The organism is Natronoglycomyces albus (genome assembly GCF_016925535.1).
Lineage (GTDB): Bacteria > Actinomycetota > Actinomycetes > Mycobacteriales > Micromonosporaceae > Natronoglycomyces > Natronoglycomyces albus.
Genome location: NZ_CP070496.1, coordinates 1234646 through 1254248 on the forward strand (window position 1 = coordinate 1234646; position 19603 = coordinate 1254248).

The window sequence follows — 19603 nt, forward strand, 5'->3', positions numbered from 1 at the left end:
CCTATCGCGCGGCCGCCGACCTCATGAGGCGTGCGGGGGAGAAGAAACCGGACGCGGCGGGCCTCCGGGCTCGATCGCGGTCAGCTGGTGCGTTCGCCGCGTCCCAGACGCCAGTAACCCATGAACGAGACTTGGCTGCGGTCCACACCCCATGCTGTCACCAGCAGGCGCCTGAGCCGCTTGATGACGGCTGACTCCCCGGCTAGCCAGGCGTAGAAATCGCCTTTGTCGCCTCCGGCGGCGGACTCCCAGAGGGTGTCGACATCGACGTCAATGTCGTCCAGGCGCTGCGGGCCTGGGGCACTGGCGGCGGCTATGAGGGCCGGGTTCTCTTTGGCCCAGGCAAGCAGAGCCGGTTCGAGCTTTGAACCCACCGGGGCCCCTTCGCGGGGCAGGATCTGGACGTGGGCGGGTCCGGCAGGTGCCACCGCGCTGGCGTCGGCGGCGGTGGGAACCTCGATCAGCGCCGTGGCGTGCCGGTTGGCTGGCAGCCGTTGCAGGATGCCGGCGATGGCGGGGGCGGCGGTTTCGTCTCCGGCCAAGAGCAGATTGGCGGCCTCGCCTGGTTTCCAGTCCATGCCGGCATCGGAGTGTTCACTACGTGAGTCGGGGCCGACGATGATCACCTCATCGCCTGGGGTCGCGGAGTGCAGCCAGCGGGACCCGGGTCCATCTGGCTGGCCATTGACAGTGTGGACGACAAAATCGATGTCCACACGGCGAGCTTGGGGGTCAACGGCGCGGACGGTATAGGTGCGAAACGGACTTTGGTGCTCGGGCGGCAGCGCTCGCCAGTGTGCGTACCACTGTCCGCTGGCAAGGGATTCCTCGTCGTCGACGCCCAGGTCGGTGAAGCACCGCGCTGATTGTGGGAAGACGATCTTGACTCGTTGGTCGTGCTCGTGTGCGGCGAAGTGGTCGAACTGGGGGCCTGTGAAGCTCACACGGACGAAGTTGGGGCTCAGTGGCTCCACGGCGGTCACGATCGCTCGGTAGGGGCGGTAGGCGGCGCGCTTCGCTGTCGTACTCGATACGGCCATCGGGGTCCTCCGCGTAGTGGTGGTGTCGTGCCACACATGTACTTTCAAAAACTTTGAAAGTTTAACTTAGGTAAGGCTACACTACGTTGCGACACTCGCCGCCCCAAACCGAGAGGCCCTCCCCGTGAAAAGACGCACCCGCTCGCACCTGCTCGCTGGACTGGCCGTCGCCCTGACCGCCGCCAGCGCCTGTTCGACAACCCCCGAATCCACCCAGACAAGTTCAAGTGACTTTGACACCGTCACCATCGAACACGCCCTAGGGGAAGCGGTCATCACCGAAAAACCCGAGCGCATCGTCACCCTCGGGCAAGGATCAACCGAAACCGCCATCGCGCTGGGCACCATTCCCGTCGGCATCGAACAGTACCCATGGGGCAGCGACGAGACCGGATACATGCCCTGGATTCACGAAGCCATCCACAGCCAAGGCGGTGACCTACCCGAACAGTTCCTCGGCGGGAGCGAACTGGAAATCGAAGACGTGCTTGACCTTGACCCCGACCTCATCCTCGCCCCATGGTCGGGCATCACCCAGGCCCAATACGACCTCCTCAGCGGTATCGCCCCCACCATCGCCTACCCGCAGCTGCCCTGGACGATCACCTGGCAAGACCAGATTGAGGTCATCGCGCAGGCCATGGGCCAAGAAGACGACGGCACTCAACTGGTCGAAGACATCGAAACCCAACTGGCCGCTGCCGCGCGAGACGAATACGCCGACATCACCTTCTCCTACATCTACAACGACGGCCCGGGCACCCTGGGCGTCTTCTTCCCCAGCGAACAACGAGTCGCCATGGTGAGCGCGCTAGGACTGACCGTCGACCCCGTCATCGAAACCCTCCGAGACTACGAGGTGGAAGGCACCGACTCGGCCCACATAGGTCTCGAAAACGCCGACCAACTAGCCGACTCCGACCTCATCTTCACCTTCTATTCCAGCCAAGACAACCGGACCGAAATCGAATCCCAGCCGCTCTACCAACAGATCCCCGCCGTAGCCAACGGTGCCGTCGTCGCCCCCAGCGACCAATCATTCGTGACCGCCTCCTCCATCATCAACCCGCTGACAGTGCCGTGGACCCTCGAACGCTTCGCGCCACTCATCGACGAGGCCATCGAGAACCTCGAACAGTGAAAGCGCACCCGAGCCCCGCCGGCAAGCTCGCCACGCTCACCGCCGCCGCCGCGGGGCTCGCCGCCATGGCAGTGACCAGCCTGTTCCTCGGAGGCAAAGTCACCGGCCCCATCGAGATCCTCGACGTCCTCACCGGAAACCCCGACCCGTACTTGGAAGCAGTCATAGACGCTCGCCTCACCCGCACTGTCATGGGAGCGCTGGTCGGATCGGCGCTGGCAGTGGCGGGCGTGATCATCCAAGGCATCACACGTAACCCCCTGGGCGACCCCGGCCTACTTGGCATCAGCTTGGGAGCCTCGGCCGCGACCGTCACCGCGGCGGCGGTCACCGGCACCGCAGTCGGCGCCGGGTCGGTGTGGATCGCCCTGATCGGCGCACTGGCCACCGTGATCGTCGTCTACATCGTCGGTGGCCGCTCGGCCTCCGGCAGCGTCGTAACCCTGCTGTTGACTGGAGCCGTCGTCTCGGCAGTGTTGAGTGCCTATATCCAGACGATGACCCTGACCCGACCCGAGGTGTTCGACTCGTTCCGATTCTGGGTCATCGGCGCGCTCAACGGCCGCAGCCTAGAGGTGGCGCTCAGCGTCAGCCCCGCCTTGGCTCTCGGATTCATCGCCGCGTTCGCGCTCGCGCCGTCGCTAAACAACCTGGCCCTAGGCGAGGACGTGGCGACATCGCTGGGTACACCCGTGGCTCTCGTGCGGGCCCTGGGCATCCTCGCCGCCGCGTTGCTCGCCGCCGCCGCGACGGCGGCGGTGGGCCCGATCGCCTTCGTGGGACTGGCCGTTCCTCACTTGACGCGTTCGCTGGTGGGCATCGACCATCGATGGCAGATCCCAGTTGCGGCACTCGTGGGCGCGGCGTTGCTCATCGCGGCCGACATCCTCGGACGCCTCATCGCCCGCCCCGAAGAGATCATGGTCGGCATTGTCACCGCCCTCATCGGTGCGCCATTTCTCCTCCTGGCCGTCCGGAAAGGCTGGGCCGCGCGGTGAGTTCACTACTACGAGCCGGCGACCGCGTCGCCATCCGGATCAACCGCGCCAGCATCTGGTATTGCCTGCTCACCATAGTGGCCATTCTGGCGGCCAGCTACGCGACATTGACGATGGGCACGCTTGGCATTCCGCCCTCCGAGTTGCCAGCGGCACTGACCGGTGCCGCCGAGGGCAAGAGCGCCTTCGTGTTCGAACGTTTGCGCGGACCCCGTCTGGCCACCGCGATCGGGGTTGGCGCGCTATTGGGAATCTCGGGGGCGCTGTTCCAAACGGTGACCCGTAACCCGCTTGGCAGCCCCGACGTCATTGGGCTGGGCCCGGGCGCGGGCGCGGGGGTAGCCGTGGCCTCCCTCCTGTACCCAGCAGTGCCCGCCCCACTCGGAGCGGTCACAGGGGCCGCCGTCGCCACCACCACCGTCTTCCTGTGCACCGGCAAGGGATTCCGCTCACCCGCGCGCACGATCATCGCCGGAGTCGCGGTAGCGGCCATGTCGTTCGCCATCACCCAATACGTGGTCAGCGCTCAACTGCGGGACGCGGCGATTCAATTGGCCGCCTACCTGACCGGCTCACTCAACGCCGCGAACCTCGGCGATGTCCTGCTCACCGGTGCTGCATTGGCTTTGGTACTCCCGTTGGCGATGGGATTGAACCGGCACACCCGCATGCTGGTGATGGGAGACCAGATGGCGGCCGCGCTGGGGACCGACCCCGGCCGCACCCGCACCCTCGCCGTCATCCTCTCCGTGGTCGCGGCGGGAGCCGCCGTCGCGGCAGCCGGTCCCATCGCATTCGTGGCTCTCACCGCCCCCCACATCGCCCAACAGCTCATCCGGTCAGCTGACATAGGCGTACTTCCCGCCGCCGTGACCGGAGCTCTCCTCCTCGTGGTCGCCGACCTCGTCGCGCAACAGGTATCGCTGTTCGCCGGTCTCCCCGTCGGCGTGCTCACCCTCGGCGTGGGGGGCGTCCATCTGGGATACCTACTGGTGAACCAACACAGGAAAGGACGACTATGACAGGCGCCAGCCGTGCCGACATCGACCCACGTGACAAGGGATTGTCCCTCCACGACGCCAGATTGGCCTATGAGGGCCACATCGTATGCGACAACCTGAACTTCACCGTGCCCCAAGGGGAATTCACCGCCGTCATCGGCCCCAACGGATGCGGAAAGTCCACTCTGCTCAAAGCATTGGCGCGGACGCTTCGCCCCAGCTGCGGACGACTCACACTCGATGGTGTGAACGTGCGCGCGATCCGCCCCAAGCAGCTTGCGCAACGGGTCACCGCGCTCCCCCAACACCCGGTGGCTCCCGAGTCAATGCCAGTGTGGGACCTGGTAGCGCGAGGACGGCACCCCTACCACACCCTGCTACGACAATGGTTGCCCACAGACGCCGACATCCTCGCCTCGGCCATGGAGGCAACCGGCGTCACCGATCTGGCCGACCGGCTTCTCTCCGAACTGTCGGGCGGCCAACGACAACGGGTGTGGATCGCCATGATCCTGGCCCAACAGACCGACTACATCTTGCTCGACGAGCCAACCTCATTCCTAGACCTAGCCCACCAAATCGAATTGCTGCATCTGTGTCAGGACATGCGTGAGGAGGGTCGAACCGTGTTGGCAGTTCTGCACGACATCAATCAGGCCGCCCGCTACGCCTCACACCTAGTCCTCATGCACAAGGGTGCGATTGTCGCGCAAGGAAAACCAGCCGAAATATTGAACTCCGAGGTGGTCAAGGACGTATTCGGGCTCGACGGGGTGATCGAACGCGACTCGCAAACCGGGTCACCCATGATCACCGTTCGTTCGCGTTAGCCTCTCTGGCAGGCATCACGCTCGGCCTTAAACCGGATCCACTCGCTGCCGAGGCGATTATCCGCCTGCCAAGCCATGTAGTCACGCATATTGCGTACCCGCTCCCACGCCCGACTACCCTGACGCACATGCGGCAACGTCTCCGCGGCCAGCCGCCGCTGGTTCTCCAGGTACGTCTGCTCAGCCTCCAAGAAGCCCGCCCACACATCCTCGTCCATCACAAAATAATGCGAACGGTCGCCCGGCTTACGCACTCTGCGCACAAAACCCTGTGCGGCAAGCTTGCGCGTGTAGGTCGACACCGAGCCGCGGCTCACTGAAAGCCGATGCGCAAGCTCACTTGGCTTTACCCCATCGGATTCGTCAATCAAGAGATACCCGGCTATCAGACCCTCCACCCGTGAACCTCCCCTGGCCGCCCAGAGGTGGGCGAAACGATCCACAAACTGGTCTACTTTGGTCCCGCCATCCGAAGCCACCCGCATGCACACATTAGAACATTGCCGAGTACGCGATACCGAGCCGACCGCGCCGCCCCAACCCGCTACGCGACTACACCACGCCGCCGCACCACGAGCCGAAAAACACCCCACCTGAACAGGGGAGACAGCCCACTGACAGCGCCCCGACAGACTCCCACCCCACGATGGGTTGCGTAACGAAACTCAATGTGGGGAGCACAGCTCATGACCTTTGCGATCCAGGTCGAAGGCCTGGTCAAAACCTATGGCGACGTCCGCGCCCTCGACGGGCTCGACCTCGCCGCCCGCCCCGGCACCGTCCTGGGTGTCCTGGGGCCCAACGGCGCTGGCAAAACCACCTCGGTGCGCATCCTGGCGACTCTAGCCCAAGCGGACGCGGGACGGGCCACCGTGTGCGGCCTGGACGTGGCCCGAGAGCCTCGGCGCGTACGCGAGGTCATCAGCGTGACTGGCCAGTTCGCCGGACTGGACGACCAGCTGTCGGGCAAGGAAAACCTCGTCTTCATCGCTCGCCTGCTTGGGGCCTCCCGGAAGCAAGCGAGGGATCGGGCCGACGAACTGTTGGAACGGTTCGAATTGACCGACGCGGCCTCTCGGGCCGCCGAGACGTTTTCGGGTGGGATGCGCCGTCGCCTTGATCTGGCCGCCAGCCTCATGCGTACCCCACAGGTGTTGTTTCTCGACGAGCCGACGAATGGCCTTGACCCGGCTAGCCGCAACCAATTGTGGGAAGTGGTAGGAGAGCTGGTGGATGCGGGCACCACCGTATTGCTGACGACCCAGTACCTGGAGGAGGCCGACCGGCTGGCCGACGACCTGGTGATCATCGACGGGGGCCGCAGCATCGCCACTGGGTCACCCAGCGAACTGAAGAGGAGCATGGGCGCGGCCGACCTTGACGAGGTGTTCCTGTCTCTGACCGGGCGCAGCGTCACGGTGGACACCGGGAAGAGCGAAGACGACAACGAGCTGGAGACGGTGGGCTAGATATGACGACGATCGTGAACACCCAGACGTGGCGGCAACCGCCCACGGGGACCGCCATAATCTCGCAGAGCTCCACGGTCGCGTGGCGCTCGCTGGTCAACCTTAAGCACTATCCCTGGCAACTGGTCGACTTCGCGATCCTGCCGGTGATGATCCTGTTGACCATCACGTTCTTTATGGGTGGCCAAATGATGGGCTCCTGGCAGGACTTCCTTCAGTACGGAGGACCCGGAATCATCGCCATGGGAGCCATGTTCGCCACCCTGAACACGGCGCTTGGTTTCCACTCCGATCTCAAGACCGGCATCTTCGATCGGCTCTCGTCCATGCCGGTCTCGCGCGTGGCCCTGATCGCGGGCCGGGTCCTGGCAGACCTGCTCAAACACACCTGGGCGATCTTGATCGTCGCGGCCGTGGCCGTAGCGATCGGTTATCGTCCGGAGGCTGACGTCTGGAGTGTTCTAGGCGCGGTTGGCGTGTTGCTGATCTTCCTGGCCGCCATCTCGTGGTTCATGGTCTTTATCGGGTTGACGGCGAAGTCGGAGGAACAGATCCAGACGTACATGATCAGCATCCTCATGCCGATCGCCTTCAGCTCCTCTGTGTACATCGAAGTCGAGACGATGCCGCAGGTGTTGCAATGGTGGGCAAACGTTAACCCCATGACGTACCTGGCCGATTCGGTACGAGCCCTGCTCAATGGGACTGACATCGGCGCCTCGCTGTGGGGGCTGCTGGCATGGTGTGCCGCGTTGACCGCGATCTTCCTACCGCTGGCGCTGCGTGCCTACCGCCGCCGACTGAATTCTTGAGTGTTTGAGCACTGATGCGGGCGGTGTGGCACTCCTAGTCGGATGCAAGGAGCGCCACACCTTCTGGACTCATGATCTCTGGGAACCGGTCAGCCTCCGTGGTCGGCAAACCAGCGGGCTATCTCCACCCGAGAGGTGTAACGCAACTTGCGCAGCAGGGACCGCACGTGATTGACGGCCGTCCATTCGGCCACACCCAACTGGCGGGCGATTTCCCGGTTCGTCAAACCGGCCGCGTCCAGCTCGGCCACTTCGCGTTGCCGGCGAGTCAACAGCACCGAGGGCTTAGTTGCTTGGCCAAGGTCGGATCGAAACTGGGCCAGTAGTTCGGTGTGGTGTTGCGAGCGAGCCCGCGCCCACTCGTTGGCGAACTCCGTAGCTCCCACCTCTTGGCGCAGCTGCTCGGTGATGGCCTCTAGAAACGCTTGCAGCGGACGGGGCAGGACCGCGCCATCGGCGGCGGCGAGCTTGTGGCGCATGGAGAGTAGGCGGATTGCCAGCCCCCATCGATGGCGGCCCGCAGCCTTCGCCACCATCGCCAGCACGGTGAGACAGGCCCGCAACAAGACCGGGCAGGGGTCGCTTTCGGGCAGACTGGTCGCGGCCTCCGGTATTGCCTCGGCTACCGCGTGCTGTGGCCCGTAGGCGCCCAATGCCTCATCGCCCCGCGAGAGTTGGTCGACCAGTGTTTGCGGTTGCAGTACTTTGAGCCGCTTGTCCGCCAGCTCCAACGCCAATGGGAGGCCATCGAGGAGCTGGCACTGGTGGGCGATAGCCGAGGCGTTGTGGTCGGTGAGGGTGAATCCTGGCCGTACGCAGGCCAGGCGCTGGAGCAGGAGGTTGACGGCCGGTTGCTCGGCGAGGTCGTCGAGTTGCCAGGGATGGTGGAGGGTAGGCAGTCGCAGGGGCGCGACGCGAAAGACTTGCTCCCCTTCGATGCCCAATGGCCGCGATCCGGTGACCAGGATGCGAAGGAATCGGCAGTGGGACAACAGGGAGTGAACGAGTGCGGCAGCCTCGTCGCCAAGGTGTTCGCAGTTGTCGAAGATGAAAAGGGTTGAGCGGGCTTCGAGCTGCTCGATGAGATGTTCGAGCGGAGGGGGACTTGCAAAGATCGCGCCGTCGGCTGCGGCAATCGCGGAAATGAGCTCCTCGGAGGTGGAAACGGCGCTCAGGTCGGCTAGACGTAGGTCTGCGTGGTCGTTGCTCAGCTGCCGAGCCAAGCTGCTTTTGCCGACCCCGGGCGGTCCGATCACGGTGGTGAGGCGAAAGGGGCTGCCGCGCACCATTTCGCGCAAGGCGGGCAGATCACGGTCGCGGCCGATGAGGGGCGACAGCCGTCGCAGGGGGCGGGGACAGTGGAGGCGGGTCTGGCACCGGCGACCAAGTGGACTTCACCGGAGATAACACTGGAACTGGGGGAGTTGCTGCTTTCCCGTATATCGTCGAGGCTGGGATATCGAGCGGATGCGGCCAGTTGTTTCCTCATAATTCCTTTCCAGGTCGAGGGCATGTCAACCGGGACAAAATTTAGTTAGACGGGCGCGACGCGACGGGCGTTTGTTGTAGTGAGGATGATAGCGCCTGACTATCAATGTTAAAGAGTAGTAGAAGACGTTGAACAGCGCACGTTTGTGGTTCGGTGCCAACGTTTCTAAGAATTTACCGCCAATGTCGCAAGATAGCGCTTTCAGAAACCAAAATGTTTCCCCACGAAAATTTTTACGCGCTAACAAGGCTCACCAGCTGCGGTTACGTCGAAATTTCTCGGGCGGTTATGGGGAGTGCGGAAAAGAATCATCGCGGAATAGGAAATCGAGACGGGGTATTCCGATGCCGCTGAGACGCCTGCTTGAAAAGGGGCAAGAGTGGTTACTGGTTTAACTTAGGAAAGTAGTAGGGGAATGGTGTTGACGGTGCTGTGTGCCAACACTAGGACTGCGATATTGCGGTACCGCGACCACAAATACCCCATGAACAGACCGAAGCAGCCTTGGAATGCGATTACGGTGCCCACAGTAAGCGGCAGCGCGCTCCACAACGATGTCCCCTGGATGTGGCTGGGCACGTGCAGCAGCGAAAACAACAAAGCGCTCAAGCCGATGGCAGACCATCGGCCCAACAGCAATTCGAGCCGCGATTGGAGCATGACCCGGTAGAACAGCTCCTCGAGCAGATTGGCCGTCAGGATTGTCAAGGCGGCAGCCACGATCACGAACGCCAGGCTCACATCGGCCACCTCCGCGCGAGGCGGAGCTACCGGACTGAACAAGTACAGGTAGGCGAAGGCGCCCACCACGGGAAGGGGCCACAGTTGTCGCCAACGTTGGTGTGGCCACCACGTCATGAAGGCGCTGAACCCAAGACCTGCCTCGTCGCGACGCAGCCATAGCCATGGGATGAGGAGAAACAAGACGACCTTCACCACATGTAGGGCGGGATATGGCCCGATGCCAGCGACCACCCCCAGCAGGCTTATCGACGGGGCGGCGAGTGCGAGAGCGATCAGTAGGTAGGCCTGGCGAGGCAACTGGGCTACCTGTGCCACCGTGAGTCGCCTATGTAGACAGGGAACCGCCGGTGGCAGTAGCCGTATCAAGAGCAGCGCTACCAAGGAGGGAGCGATGGCGGTGAAGAGTGCGATCTCTTGGTCGGTGTCGAACGAGCGGCGTATCGTGCTGTGGCCGGTGGCGACCAGTAGCACTGGGGTGAGTGCGAAGACGGCAAGGGTCGCGATCAGTATCGTTCGCCGGATGGCCACGGTAGCCATGGGCGGCTCGGTCATCGCGGATCATCACCGCCGCTTGCGGCAGCCTCCTCATGCGTGGGACTGGCAACCTGCGCAGCTTCCCAGCGGCGCAGGTGTAGCGACCGGCGCTGATAGATGAACACCGCGCACAACACCAGCAGCCCGCCCAGAATCCAATACGGTTGCCACAACCAGACATGCCAGCGCAGAATCTCGGGTGAGGGAGCATTGGGATGGTTGTTGATTCCTAGGTACACCGGCAGAGACATCGCCAACGGCCCGGCGCCGTAGAGCGCGGTGACAGTGCCGACTCCCCATCCGCCAAGCAACAGCAGCCAGCGCGGAAATATCCGGCCCCAGTCCTGCATCAGGGCCAGGGCATAGGCCGCGTAACCGAGTTTCACGATGGCAACCATCCACAGCAGCAGCATGAACCACCAGATGCGTTCGGACACCATGTCGCGGGCGTCGGGTGAGACTTGCTCGGCGGCCCACGTTCCTCCCGCCGCCCAGTAGAAGCTGAGGGCGGCGAACGGGACGGACCACACGATCAGGGCCCAGGCCGCCCAGTTTGCGGACAGGGGGGTGGGCACTGTGGTGGGGGAAGAGGTCGATGGGGTTTTCATGACTGCTGGGTCTCCTTCAGGCGATGACGGAGCGCGCTCAGTGGTGGTCAATGGCCGAACGTGGTATCTGACGGTGGGCGCTGTGCGAGGGTGGGTCGAGGATGTGCGGTGAGCCCAGGAGCATCAACGCTTGCGCTAGTTGCCGATCGAATCCGCGCCGATGGTCATTGGGGGTGTTGTCGGCGACGACGTCAGGGGCATGGCCATGATTTTCCAACCCATCATGGCCATGTGGGAAGACGAACGGATACTCCGGCTGCGTGGCTATCGTAGTATCGACCAGTGCGCTTCGGGGTCTGATTCCTATTGCGCCACCTAGGGTTTGGCGTCCCACGACTGACCCGAGCCGATGGATGGAGAACAGCCGTGCCAGTACTTCTCCCTCCGAGCCGGTGTACTCATTGCACAGCAATGCCAGCTTCGGCGTCCCGGCCATCGCCGGGTAGGGCAAAGCGGTTCCCCAGCGTTGGGCTCGGTAGGCCAAGGGGTGGCGTCGCAAGAGGTCGATCATCGCAGCGGCGGCGTGTCCACCTTCGTTGAATCGGATGTCAATGACCATTGCTTGCCGGTCGGCGTAAGCGAGGAGCCCTTCGCCTACGACAACGACACGGCCGGAGGTTGTGGCTAAGACAGCCTAGTCACGGCGGCTCAGCGGACGCGGCCGCGTAACCCGGCCGCGTCCCAGTGGGCTGCGAGCAGGTCCTGCTCGCGTCGCAGTGGAGTCCAAAGATCGGTCGTTCCACTGCGTACCGACAGCGAGTGCTCGACTCGGCGCACGACCTCTTGCGCATCCCTCCAGCGGCCGAGCCGCCGCAGGCATATGGCGGTGGCCAAGTCTGTCGCCACTATGTTTTCGGTATTGCCCACCTGCCAAGCAAGCTGCCGCTGGGCGGCGATCTCCTCCATGACGGTGGCGGGATCGTCGTTGTCCGCCATGAGAATCCACAGCGAATACGTCACCACTGAGTCCCCCGGAGGAGCTCCGAACTGCGCTTCGGTGGCTCGCGCCCGCTGCAAGACTTCGCGCGCCGCTTCGACGCGTCCCTGTAGTTGCCACATCTCGCCCAGAGCGGCCAAGCTCAGGATCAGACCGAATCGTTCGCCCAGCTTCTCGAAAATCCGGACTGAGGCCAGCAATAGCCGTTCCCGCTCCACCTCGGTGACGTTGTCCCCGGCGAAACACGCGCGGAAAAAGTGCCCCATGCCCCGAATCCAGGTGTTGGGGTCGTCCATGAGGTCCTCAGAGAGTCGGAAGATCGCCTCGCTGTCCCCGAGCATCATGGGGATCATCAGGGGAGTCATCTTCACCGATGGAATCGAGTCTTCGAGCTGATATTCTTCGGCGAGTTTGGCAGCTTCCCGCAGCCGGGGCAGAATCGCTTTAGCCTCGATGGTGCCGTCCCAGATGCCCCAGGTGCCACCTTGACCGATCCGGACGCGTTGCGAGGCAGTCAATCGTGGATCGAACTGGGCGCCTTCTACCGTCCCCAGGTCCCACAGCACCTGCGCTAGGCGCATTCCTTCCAGCCGGTGGCCACGCATCCACATGTACCACGTCAGCGGCGCGTAAAGCTCGTATGCGCGCGCCACTTCGTCAAGGTTGATCATGCGTTGAATCGCCGTCATAAAGTTGTCATGGTCGGCCGCCAACCGTTCCAAAGCCCCGACTTGCTTCCGCGTCATGAGCTCCGGCTCGGCCTCCTTGGCCACGCCGAGATAGAAGTCCGCGTGCGCGATGTGCATCCGGTGCGGCTCCCCGTCCTGAGTGGACAATTTTTGCGCCGCATATTCTCGGATAATTTCCAACAGCCGGTATCTGCCGCCCGAGAGACGAGTGACTAGCGACTTGTCAACCAACTCACCCAGGACCTCGGCGTCGCCCGCGCACACCGACTCCACGGCTTCCAGCGTGGCCGACCCGCTGAATACCGACATCCGCGCCAACAGCTCGCGCTCGGTGGCCGTGAGAAGGTCCCAACTCCAATCCACGACTGCCCGCAGCGTGCGTTGCCGAGCCTGTGCCGACGAATCGCCTGCGGACAACAGTTGCAGTCGCCGGTCCAGCCGAGCCACCAAGTCGGCCGGGGTCATGGTGCGCAGGCGCGCCGAGGCCAATTCCAAAGCCAGCGGTAGCCCGTCGACCCCCGTGCAGATGCGGACCACGTCCGCCGCGTTCTCCTCGGTGAGGGCAAAATCTGGCATGGATGACTGAGCTCGACTCACCAGCAACGCCACGGCGGGATACTCCAGCGCCTGGGCCACCGACAACCCGTCTGATGTTTGTGGGTAGGGCATCGGCGCCACGGGGAATACCAACTCGCCGGGCACCGTAAAGGGCTGGCGGCTGGTTGCCAAGATTCGCAACCGTGGGCAGTGGGCCAACAGCTCCCGCACCAGGCGTGCCACCGGGCGCAGCAGGTGTTCGCAGTTGTCGATAACCAGGAGTACCGGCCACTCCCGCAATGTCGAACGCAGCCGCGTCATCGCGTCGGCTTCGCCCTCGCCGTGCCGACTGGGGAGCCGGGAGCCCTGTCGCAAGGCGCTAAGGACGACAAATGGAACCTGGTCGGGGTCGGAGACGGCGGCCAACTCCACCAGCCGCGCGGCCAAGGAGCCCTGCGCGGCCACCCGCGAACCCACTTCGAGGGCCAGCCGCGTCTTTCCCACACCGCCCGGTCCAGTGAGGACTACTAGTCGCTCGTGCTCTAGCCTCCGAGTCAGGTTCGCGAGGTCGTCTTCGCGGCCCAAGAGCGAACTGAACGCGACTGGGAAGTTGGACTCGGGCCAATCCTCCGTTGGCATAACCTGCGCTGGCGCTGGGCCGGGCTGGCCTCGTAGAACGTCAAGATGCGCTTGCGCCAGCCGTGGCGACGGGTCGATCCCCAATTCCTCCGACAGGTGTTTTCGCGTTCGTTCAAATACCTCCATTGCCTGCGTCTGTTGGCCCACCTCTCCCAGCGCGCGCATGTATTGAGCAGTGACCCGTTCGTCCCACGGGTCTGTGGCGAGGGCCGAGGACAACTCCGGCAGCAACTCCGCGGCCCGACCCAACGCGAGCTTTACGTCGATGAGTTGTGAGGCGACGTCCCGTCGCTCTTGGACGAGGCCCGTGATGAGCGAATCGGCGAATCCCCGATTGGCGACATCGGCCAAAGGCTCGCCTCGCCACAGTGATAGAGCCTGTGTGAAGGACTCCTCGGCGCTGTGGCAATCATGGGCCTCCCGGTGCCGTCGCCCTTGGGCGGCGTAGGAACGGAATTGGTCGATATCAGTTGTCACGTCGATGAGCGTGTAGCCACTGAGGCTGGACTGGATGCGGTCACCCACGATTTTGCGCAGGCGGGACACTTGCGTGTGAAGTGCGTTGAGGCGGGTTTCGGGGTCCTCCTCTGGCCACAAGGCGGCGATGAGCTGGGAATTGCTACTCATCCACCCGACTTTGTGCGCCAGCAGGGTAAGCAGGGCCCGTCCCTGTGAACCGGGAAGCGGCAGTGACTGACCGTGGGAGTCGGTGATCGTCAGTGGGCCGAGCAGGCTGATGCGCATAGTGCCCTGGATTTCTCTTGGTCCGCAATAGCTAGCAGGGGCGCGACCTCGTTGGCCACGTTCACCTCGCCATATGGCTTGGTCATGGGGTCAATTGAGGGAGCCGGTGGCCTCAGCGACCAAGCGGTCGATGGTGCGACGCCCCTCGACGGTAGCCGCCCAAGTTTCGGGTAGTTTTCGGCCCGCGGCCCCCAACAGGTTTCCGCAGATCGCCGCCGTGGAGTCGGAGTCACCCGAGTGATTCGCGGCCAAGAGCAGGGCCTCTTCGGCCGTGTCTGACACCAGCGCGCAATAGACGGCGATGGACAGGGCTTCCTCAGCGACCCAGCCCCCGCCCAGCATTTCCACGGCCTCTGGTGAGGGCGTGGATTGTCGAGCGGCCTTGACGGCCTCACGCATGGCCAACCGGGTTTCCCCGGCACTGGGGACGTCGTAGGTCAGCAGACGCAGGCATTCGCGTACCGCGTCATTGAGGTCGTGCCCGCGTGTCAGCAGTGAGACAAGGCGAGCGAGGACTCCTGCGGATACGGCGGCGGTGGGGTGTCCGTGGGTAAAGCGGGCGCATTTGGCCGCCAAGAGGAATGCGTCGTCGGGGGAATGGTCGAACAGTCCGAAGGGCGCGGCGCGCATGACTGTTCCGCAGCCTTTGGCATCGGGGTTGACCACTTGGGCGTGATCGGTCTGCCGCAGGCCGGTCAGACAAGCTTGTCCAGGCCCGCGTCGCACATATAGCCACTCTTGGGCGGCGAGTCCGGTCGCTCCGGGGGAGGGCTGGCCCTGTTCTTGAGTGGCCAGCCAGCGCCGGTAGGCGTTGTAGACGGAACTCATCTCGTTGTCGACATCGGCCAGCATAAGACCTTCGAACGAAAAGAGGGTCATTTGTGTGTCGTCGGTGATCAACAGCGGCGAGATGTCGGTCAGTCCCTCGGTGCCGTGGGCAGCTCGAATTTGGGCCAGGTTCAAGTTTTCCAGTGGGTGACCGAGGGCGTCTCCGATGGCCCCACCCAGCAGGGTGGAGCGCAATCTGTCAGCGGGAAGCGAAGTCGTAACCACCTAAAAATTATGGCAGGAAGTCGGACGCTTGTGGTGTTCGCCGGACCCAATGGTTCCAGTTCGTGATGTCGAGGGTTTTACACAGCCACCCCAAAGGGGACATAATCGGCCCATGCCGTGGATATCGATCATGAAGGTCGCAGTGGTCATTATCGTGGTCGGAGGGCTGATCGTCACTCTGATGTGGTTGGGGCAGCGGTTCTTGATCTATCACCCCGATAGCTCGCATCCGAGCGTTCCGGAGGGGGTGGAGGAGATCAGTTTTCACACAGAGGATGACCTGGAATTGGCCGCCTGGCGTTTCCATCCCCCGGCCGAGGTCGACCGGAACGCGGCGGTACTGGTCGTGCCAGGTAACGCGGGCAACCGCGCGGCCAGGGAACCGTTGGGCCGGGACTTGGCGGCCCAGGGTTTCACCGTCGTGACCATGGATTACCGAGGCTATGGCGGTAACGATGGTTCGCCCACCGAGGAAGGGCTGTATCGGGACGTGCGCGCGGCCTGGGACTATCTGCGAAAGGACTTCAAGGACAGTGAGATTCTGCTGTTTGGGGAGAGTCTCGGTTGTGGAGTGGTGGCTGCCTTGGCGGCTGATGTCGATCCGGGAGGGATCGTCTTGCGATCACCGTTCACCAGCCTGGTCGATGTGGGTCGGTCTCACTATGGCTTCTTGCCGGTGGGTCTGCTGTTGAAAGACAGATTTCCGGTGACGGAGCATCTGGAGGAGAACACAGCGCCGGTGGTGGTGATCTACAGTGATGCCGATGAGATTATTCCCGCTGCTCAAAGTCGTGAGGTGGCGAGCAGGGCCGAGGATACGGGCGTTGAGGTCACAGTGGTGACTGTGTCGGGTAGGGGACACAACGCCCGTGAGTTGTCAGCTGGTCGGAGTGTGATTGAAAGTGTCTCAGACTTGGCCGATAGCCTGGGTATGACACATACTCAGCAATGACGCCGGAGGAACAGGGTGCTGTATTGGTTCCTGAAGTACATCTTGATTGGGCCTTGGCTCCGCCTCATCTGGCGGCCCAAGGTGGAGGGGCTTGCCAATATACCCGACTCCGGTCCAGCAATACTGGCGAGTAACCACCTGTCCTTCAGCGACTCGATCTTTCTGCCGCTCGTGGTCAAGCGACAGATCACCTTTATCGCCAAGTCCGACTACTTCACGGGGCGCGGCATCAAAGGTTTGGTCTCCAGAATGTTCTTTGCTGGCGTGGGCACCATTCCCGTTGACCGCACTGGCGGCAAGGCCGCGCACGCGGCGTTGGAGACGGGTTTGCGCGTGTTGAAAGAAGGGCGCCTGTTCGGTATCTACCCGGAGGGGACGCGCTCCCCGGACGGTCGGTTGTACCGGGGCAAGACCGGGATGGCGCGGCTAGCACTGGAATCGGGCGTTGGGGTGATCCCAGTGGCGATGATGAACACGCGGGAACTGCAGCCGATCGGGCGGGCGCTGCCACGGATGGGACGTGTACACATTCGCATCGGTGAGCCCATCGACTTCTCGCGCTATGCGGGGCTAGCCGGAGACAGAATCGTGGAACGGGCAGTGACCGACCAAGTCATGTACGCGTTGATGGAACTATCGGGCCAAGACTACTTCGATGAGTACGCCAGCAAGATCAAAGCGATGAAGGAAGTGACCGACGCGTCGCGGCAAGAAGCCGAACGCAAGCGTTCGGCCGAGAAGATGCGTCTGCGCGCCGAGACTGCCCACGGCGTCGAACCCGCCGGTGCCGTTGAACGGTCGACCAGTGACTCCGCTGAGGAAACCGGGCGGGACGACGCGGCTGTTATCAAGGCCGACACGGCACCAGAGAGCGGCTCGGCCCGCACCGAACGGGCCGATACGGGCGCACCGTCACGAGAAGACAAGGAAGCCCGAAACGGCCCGGCTCGTTAGGCGACCGGAATCCCGGCTCGTTTGCTGCCCTGAGTTCCAGCTCATTAGCAGACGGCCATCTGTCAGCTGCGTGGCTGGTTCCCGCCTCTGGACGTGAGCTCTATTCCCGTCCTCACGAGGCCGTGCATTCATTTCCCGCCTCCAGGTGGGCTTGAACCCTACTTCAACCTTGCGGCGCGCAGTATCGGGAGTCCCCGCCTACGGGCGGACGGTACTTCAAACTTCTGCCCTCAGGCGGGCTGTGTTGCTACTTCCCGCCCTCAAGCGGACTTTCCCGCCCTCAGGCGGGCTGTGCTGCTAATTCCCGCCCTCAGGCGGACTGTGTTCCTAATTCCCGCCTTCTGGCGGACTGTGTTCCTAATTCCCGCCCTCAGGCGGGAATCCCGCCCGTTTCCTCAGCGCTGCCAAATCGGTGACCACGATCTTGCGCCCCTCAGTGCGAAGCCAGCCCCGGTTGGCGAATATGCCGATAGCCTGGTTGACACTTTGGCGGGAACCGCCCGCCATTTCGGCCAGCTGGGTCTGGTTGAGTTCAATGGTGATGATGGGGCTGGGATGCCTCTCCGCCAAACGAACAAGAGTCTTCGCGACCCTGCCCGGCAAGTCCAGGAACACATGGTCGGAACTCTGTTCAGTCAAGCGGCGAACCAGCATTCCCATAGACCGCATCACAGCGTCCAACATCTTCGGATTGGAATGCACCATCTCGATGAACGACGACCTGGCCAAAGCCAGCGCCGTGGTGTCTTCGAGTGCCTCAGCGGAGGCGGAACGCGGAGACGAGTCGAGGAGCGAGACTTCCCCTAGGACCTCAGGTGGCCGAGCCACGTGCAACATGGCGCGTTCTCCGGTGGCGGCAGTGCGAAACACTGATACGGCTCCCGAGCGAATCATGATCAATGATTCGGCCGGTTCTCCCTCGAAGAAGAGAAGACGTCCACGGTGGTAGTGGCGGGGGACGGCTACTTCAGCGATGCGTTGGCGGGCTGGTAGGTCAAGCCCACTGAACATTGCGACGCCGCCCAGTGGATCCTCAGATGGGGTGACACCCATTGTTCGCCCTCCTTCGGTGGAACCAATCGGTGGGTTCCTTCCGATCTTCGCGGTATTTCGGCTAGATGTACAGGGCCCCGTGTCTGAAACTTTACCGAGTGTCAACTATCTTGCCGTTTAGTAGGGGTCGGCGCCTCTCCGACCGGCTTGTGGTTTATGTGACACCGGGTGCCTTAATGGGCTCAAGATCATCCTTGTGCCCAGCATTTATGCAGCTAGATCAATTGTCTATTGTGTATCGCGGTTTGTGTTCATGTGCTAGTTCGCTTCGTGTGCTTCGCGTGGCCCAGCGTGAGGGCTAGTGGTTGCTTTGTTTCAGTGTGACGGTTATTCGATGATTTCGCTCTTTAGTGGCAAAGATGTCACCACACCACAGCTGTGTCGCGGCTGTGTCCGATGAGTCGCCCGACCCCTCCCCGTGGGCCGTTTGGCTCGACAACTATTGCGCCCCAAGCATTTTGGCCGGTGTGTTCCTGACCGTGCGACCCACCCCCCTGTCGTTCTATGGGCTCGCACGTCACGTCTAAGTGTTATATAACGATATGTCCGTATAGCGCAACCATGGAAAGCGAAATGCGAGGTCAGGTTGCTGTGACTTGACGTGATGCCGTAGCGTCAAAGTGGCGATCGTGGCTGCTGGCGGCCGCTTCACCGCCCATTAAGCGACCCGACGACTTCTTTGTCCAGATGAAAGGCCAATGAGTGGCGCACCGGTATTTCTACGAGCTGCACGAACCCGCTGCGGGTGGTCTCCGTGTTTAGGGACAGGGAACCGAAGTACCGCTATTTCTACGACACGGAGTTCATCGAGGACGGTCATACCATCGACCTTGTCTCCATCGCCGTGGTCGACGAGAACGGGCGCGAATTTTACGCCGTCTCCACCGAGTTCGACCCCAACAAGGCGATCGACTGGGTGCGGCAGAACGTGCTCGACAAGCTGCCCCCACCATCTAGTTCACTATGGATGGATCGTCGCACCATCCGCGATCGCCTCTATGAGTTCCTGGTCGAACCGATTCGCAATGGCAGCCCCAACGCGGGTGACAAAATTGAGCTGTGGGCTTGGTTCGGGGCCTACGATCACGTTGTCTTCGCACAACTATGGGGGGCGATGCCCGATCTTCCCCGCGTGCTTCCACGCATGACCAAGGATCTGCGACAGCGGTGGGACGATCTGGGTTGCCCACCTCTTCCCACGGCCGAGGCCAACCAGCATGACGCGCTGGCCGACGCCCGGCATAACCTCAAACGCTGGGAATCCATGGAATACGCCCGTCTGATGGGCTGAATTCGCCGCCCCAGGCTGGCGCGTTAGGCTCTCAGTGAACGATTTTGCGACGGCAATGGTGCCTGACCAGCGGGTTTTGCTATTTCTA

The 19603-nt window shown here is 62.8% G+C and carries 17 protein-coding genes and 2 pseudogenes; 10 read left to right on the forward strand and 9 right to left on the reverse strand.

From position 1 onward, the window contains the following. Positions 1 to 80 precede the first annotated feature (80 nt). A complete protein-coding gene (locus tag JQS30_RS05240; RefSeq protein WP_213172323.1) occupies positions 81 to 1040 on the reverse strand; it encodes a siderophore-interacting protein in 960 nt (319 codons plus the stop codon). Between the two features lie 124 nt (positions 1041 to 1164). Between JQS30_RS05240 and JQS30_RS05245 the strand changes: the two genes are divergently transcribed. The 4 genes from JQS30_RS05245 to JQS30_RS05260 are packed head-to-tail and all read left to right on the forward strand — an operon-like array spanning position 1165 to position 5010. Continuing rightward, positions 1165 to 2181, forward strand: a complete 1017-nt coding sequence (locus JQS30_RS05245; protein WP_213172324.1) for an iron-siderophore ABC transporter substrate-binding protein — start codon at positions 1165 to 1167, stop codon at positions 2179 to 2181. Further along, complete coding sequence (locus JQS30_RS05250; RefSeq protein WP_213172325.1) at positions 2178 to 3179, forward strand: FecCD family ABC transporter permease; 1002 nt, start codon at positions 2178 to 2180, stop codon at positions 3177 to 3179. Before JQS30_RS05245 ends, JQS30_RS05250 begins: the two co-directional genes overlap by 4 nt. Beyond that, positions 3176 to 4201: a FecCD family ABC transporter permease gene (locus JQS30_RS05255; RefSeq protein ID WP_213172326.1), complete on the forward strand. Its 1026-nt coding sequence runs from the start codon at positions 3176 to 3178 to the stop codon at positions 4199 to 4201. Before JQS30_RS05250 ends, JQS30_RS05255 begins: the two co-directional genes overlap by 4 nt. Next, a complete protein-coding gene (locus JQS30_RS05260; protein WP_213172327.1) occupies positions 4198 to 5010 on the forward strand; it encodes an ABC transporter ATP-binding protein in 813 nt (270 codons plus the stop codon). The genes JQS30_RS05255 and JQS30_RS05260 overlap by 4 nt, the downstream gene beginning before the upstream one ends. Here JQS30_RS05260 and JQS30_RS05265 read toward each other — a convergent pair. Next, complete coding sequence (locus tag JQS30_RS05265) at positions 5007 to 5495, reverse strand: GbsR/MarR family transcriptional regulator (RefSeq protein ID WP_213172328.1); 489 nt, start codon at positions 5493 to 5495, stop codon at positions 5007 to 5009. The two genes, JQS30_RS05260 and JQS30_RS05265, sit on opposite strands and share 4 nt — an antisense overlap. 201 nt (positions 5496 to 5696) lie before the next feature. Here JQS30_RS05265 and JQS30_RS05270 point away from each other — a divergent pair. Both JQS30_RS05270 and JQS30_RS05275 read left to right on the forward strand, forming a co-directional pair. Then, positions 5697 to 6389, forward strand: a pseudogene (locus tag JQS30_RS05270) (ABC transporter ATP-binding protein); the annotation flags it as partial. Positions 6390 to 6481: 92 nt separating this feature from the next. Further along, the gene (locus JQS30_RS05275) at positions 6482 to 7291 is read left to right on the forward strand and encodes an ABC transporter permease (protein WP_213172330.1); all 810 of its coding nucleotides are present in this window, start codon (positions 6482 to 6484) and stop codon (positions 7289 to 7291) included. Between the two features lie 89 nt (positions 7292 to 7380). Here JQS30_RS05275 and JQS30_RS05280 read toward each other — a convergent pair whose 3' ends face one another. From JQS30_RS05280 to JQS30_RS05305, 6 genes and pseudogenes are all read right to left on the reverse strand, one after another. Then, positions 7381 to 8547: a LuxR C-terminal-related transcriptional regulator gene (locus tag JQS30_RS05280; protein WP_213172331.1), complete on the reverse strand. Its 1167-nt coding sequence runs from the start codon at positions 8545 to 8547 to the stop codon at positions 7381 to 7383. Positions 8548 to 9176: 629 nt separating this feature from the next. Continuing rightward, the gene (locus JQS30_RS05285; RefSeq protein ID WP_213172332.1) at positions 9177 to 10076 is read right to left on the reverse strand and encodes a CPBP family intramembrane glutamic endopeptidase; all 900 of its coding nucleotides are present in this window, start codon (positions 10074 to 10076) and stop codon (positions 9177 to 9179) included. Beyond that, positions 10073 to 10666, reverse strand: a complete 594-nt coding sequence (locus JQS30_RS05290; RefSeq protein ID WP_213172333.1) for a DUF3995 domain-containing protein — start codon at positions 10664 to 10666, stop codon at positions 10073 to 10075. The genes JQS30_RS05285 and JQS30_RS05290 overlap by 4 nt, the downstream gene beginning before the upstream one ends. 37 nt (positions 10667 to 10703) lie before the next feature. Next, positions 10704 to 11228 (reverse strand): annotated as a pseudogene (locus JQS30_RS05295) (S41 family peptidase); the annotation flags it as partial. Between the two features lie 86 nt (positions 11229 to 11314). Beyond that, on the reverse strand, positions 11315 to 14212 hold the full coding sequence (locus JQS30_RS05300) for an AfsR/SARP family transcriptional regulator (RefSeq protein ID WP_213172335.1): 2898 nt from the start codon (positions 14210 to 14212) through the stop codon (positions 11315 to 11317). Between the two features lie 90 nt (positions 14213 to 14302). Next, complete coding sequence (locus JQS30_RS05305; RefSeq protein ID WP_213172336.1) at positions 14303 to 15265, reverse strand: ADP-ribosylglycohydrolase family protein; 963 nt, start codon at positions 15263 to 15265, stop codon at positions 14303 to 14305. Between the two features lie 112 nt (positions 15266 to 15377). On the opposite strand from JQS30_RS05305, the gene JQS30_RS05310 reads away from it, so the two are divergent. Beyond that, on the forward strand, positions 15378 to 16217 hold the full coding sequence (locus JQS30_RS05310) for an alpha/beta hydrolase (RefSeq protein ID WP_213172337.1): 840 nt from the start codon (positions 15378 to 15380) through the stop codon (positions 16215 to 16217). Between the two features lie 15 nt (positions 16218 to 16232). Next, entirely contained in the window at positions 16233 to 17171 is a 939-nt protein-coding gene (locus JQS30_RS05315; RefSeq protein WP_213172338.1) for a lysophospholipid acyltransferase family protein, read from the forward strand. Positions 17172 to 17528: 357 nt separating this feature from the next. Here the strand turns inward: JQS30_RS05315 and JQS30_RS05320 are convergent, their stop codons facing one another. After that, on the reverse strand, positions 17529 to 18224 hold the full coding sequence (locus tag JQS30_RS05320; protein WP_213172339.1) for a Crp/Fnr family transcriptional regulator: 696 nt from the start codon (positions 18222 to 18224) through the stop codon (positions 17529 to 17531). Positions 18225 to 18583: 359 nt separating this feature from the next. On the opposite strand from JQS30_RS05320, the gene JQS30_RS05325 reads away from it, so the two are divergent. Together JQS30_RS05325 and JQS30_RS05330 are read left to right on the forward strand one after the other, a co-directional pair. Beyond that, positions 18584 to 18751, forward strand: a complete 168-nt coding sequence (locus JQS30_RS05325) for a hypothetical protein (protein ID WP_213172340.1) — start codon at positions 18584 to 18586, stop codon at positions 18749 to 18751. Positions 18752 to 18978: 227 nt separating this feature from the next. After that, the gene (locus tag JQS30_RS05330; RefSeq protein ID WP_213172341.1) at positions 18979 to 19515 is read left to right on the forward strand and encodes a polyadenylate-specific 3'-exoribonuclease AS; all 537 of its coding nucleotides are present in this window, start codon (positions 18979 to 18981) and stop codon (positions 19513 to 19515) included. The last annotated feature ends 88 nt before the right edge of the window (positions 19516 to 19603 follow it).

Excerpts from the sequence above, each read along its gene's own strand:
- JQS30_RS05275 (WP_213172330.1), top strand. The coding sequence starts at position 6,482 with ATGACGACGATCGTGAACACCCAGACGTGGCGGCAACCGCCCACGGGG.
- JQS30_RS05310 (WP_213172337.1), top strand. The coding sequence starts at position 15,378 with ATGCCGTGGATATCGATCATGAAGGTCGCAGTGGTCATTATCGTGGTC.
- JQS30_RS05285 (WP_213172332.1), bottom strand. The coding sequence starts at position 10,076 with ATGACCGAGCCGCCCATGGCTACCGTGGCCATCCGGCGAACGATACTG.
- JQS30_RS05265 (WP_213172328.1), bottom strand. The coding sequence starts at position 5,495 with ATGCGGGTGGCTTCGGATGGCGGGACCAAAGTAGACCAGTTTGTGGAT.
- JQS30_RS05300 (WP_213172335.1), bottom strand. The coding sequence starts at position 14,212 with ATGCGCATCAGCCTGCTCGGCCCACTGACGATCACCGACTCCCACGGT.
- JQS30_RS05290 (WP_213172333.1), bottom strand. The coding sequence starts at position 10,666 with ATGAAAACCCCATCGACCTCTTCCCCCACCACAGTGCCCACCCCCCTG.
- JQS30_RS05240 (WP_213172323.1), bottom strand. The coding sequence starts at position 1,040 with ATGGCCGTATCGAGTACGACAGCGAAGCGCGCCGCCTACCGCCCCTAC.
- JQS30_RS05325 (WP_213172340.1), top strand. The coding sequence starts at position 18,584 with ATGTCACCACACCACAGCTGTGTCGCGGCTGTGTCCGATGAGTCGCCC.
- JQS30_RS05260 (WP_213172327.1), top strand. The coding sequence starts at position 4,198 with ATGACAGGCGCCAGCCGTGCCGACATCGACCCACGTGACAAGGGATTG.
- JQS30_RS05320 (WP_213172339.1), bottom strand. The coding sequence starts at position 18,224 with ATGGGTGTCACCCCATCTGAGGATCCACTGGGCGGCGTCGCAATGTTC.